This is a genomic window from Kitasatospora sp. NPDC091257 (assembly GCF_044757675.1).
In the GTDB taxonomy this organism is placed as follows: domain Bacteria; phylum Actinomycetota; class Actinomycetes; order Streptomycetales; family Streptomycetaceae; genus Kitasatospora; species Kitasatospora lactacystinica.
Genome location: NZ_JBIVVI010001661.1, coordinates 1 through 1,489, shown reverse-complemented (window position 1 = coordinate 1,489; position 1,489 = coordinate 1). Strand labels below are relative to the sequence as shown.

The 1,489-nt window shown below is 75.7% G+C and carries 2 protein-coding genes; both read left to right on the top strand.

Annotated elements, in window-relative coordinates:
• Positions 1-301 (top strand): winged helix-turn-helix domain-containing protein (locus ACIQOV_RS41100; protein WP_401056215.1); only part of this gene is annotated, 301 nt, incomplete at its 5' end.
• Positions 298-1,489: sensor histidine kinase (locus ACIQOV_RS41095; protein ID WP_401056213.1), on the top strand; the 1,192-nt coding region annotated here is incomplete at its 3' end. The genes ACIQOV_RS41100 and ACIQOV_RS41095, both read left to right, overlap by 4 nt.

The window sequence follows — 1,489 nt, the reverse complement described above, 5'->3', positions numbered from 1 at the left end:
CCCCACCCCGTCCGTCCGCAGCTTCGACGGCCTCCAGGTGGACACCGACAGCATGGAGGTCCGGGTGGACGGCCGCCTCGTCCCGCTCACGCCCACCGAACTGCGGCTGCTGCTGGAGTTCACCGCCGCGCCCGGGATCGTGCTGGAGCGCTCCACCCTGCTCGAACGCGTCTGGGACTACGAGTGGGGCGCCGACACCCGGGTCGTGGACGTCCACGTGCAGCGGCTGCGCGCCAAGATCGGCTCCGGCCGGATCGAAACCGTCCGCGGGTTCGGCTACAAGCTGCGGCGCCCGGCATGACCCTGCGCCGCCAGATCGCCACCGCCGTCGCCGCCATCGCCGTCCTGGTCGCGGTGGCCGTCGGCCTGCTGGTCCACCAGGCGATGATCCGTCAGCACGTGGACCAGGCCCGCTCCTCCGCACTCGCCGCCCTCGACTCGGCCCTGGCCGGCTACGGGCGCGACGGCGAGGTGGCCGGCCACGGCGCCGCCGTGAACGACCCGGCCCTGCCGGACCGGCTGCGCGCCCTCGCCGAGGGCGGCCGGCACGGCTCGCTGCTCGCCGCCGACGGCACCGGCGAGTCCATGTGGGCGGCCGGCCCGGTGCAGAACGGGGTGCTGTCCGTCCGGGTGGACTTCACCCAGGACCGGCAGGCCATCGCCGACCTGGACCGGATCATCCTGCTCACCGTCGTCGCCGCGGTCTTCACCACCGTGCTGGCCGGCGTGCTCGTCGCCGACCGGATCAGCCGCAGGCTGCGCACCGCGGCCACCGCCGCCCGCGGCATCGCGGCCGGCGGGACGGACACCCGGATCGGCGAACTCGTCGACGGCAAGGACGAGGTCGCCGACCTCGCCGCCGCCGTCGACCTGATGTCCCGCACCCTGCACCGGCGCCTGGAGGACGAGCAGCGCTTCACCGCGGACGTCGCCCACGAGCTGCGCACCCCGCTCACCGGGCTGGTCACCGCCGCCGAGCTGCTGCCGCCCGGACGCCCCACCCAGCTCGTGCAGAACCGGGTCCAGGCACTGCGCGGCCTGGTCGAGGACCTGCTGGAGGTCTCCCGCCTGGACGCCGACGCGGAGTCCCCCGACCTCTCCGCCGTCCCCCTGGAGCGCGCGGCGCGCCGCACCGTCTCCCTCACCGGCCTGGACGTCACCGTCGACATCACCGCCGACCGGCAGGTCCGCACCGACCTGCGCCGGCTGGACCGCATCCTCGGGAACCTGATCCTCAACGCCCACCGCCACGGCGCCGGCCCGGTCCACCTGCACGTCGACGGCCTGCGGATCACCGTCCGCGACCACGGCCCCGGCTACCCCGAGGACCTCCTCCGGCACGGCCCGCAGCGCTTCCGCACCAACGCCCCCGAACGCGGCCGCGGGCACGGCCTCGGCCTCACCATCGCCACCGGCCACGCCCGCGTCATCGGCGCCGCCCTGACCTTCACCAACCACCCCGACGGCGGCGCCGTCGCCACCCTCGCCC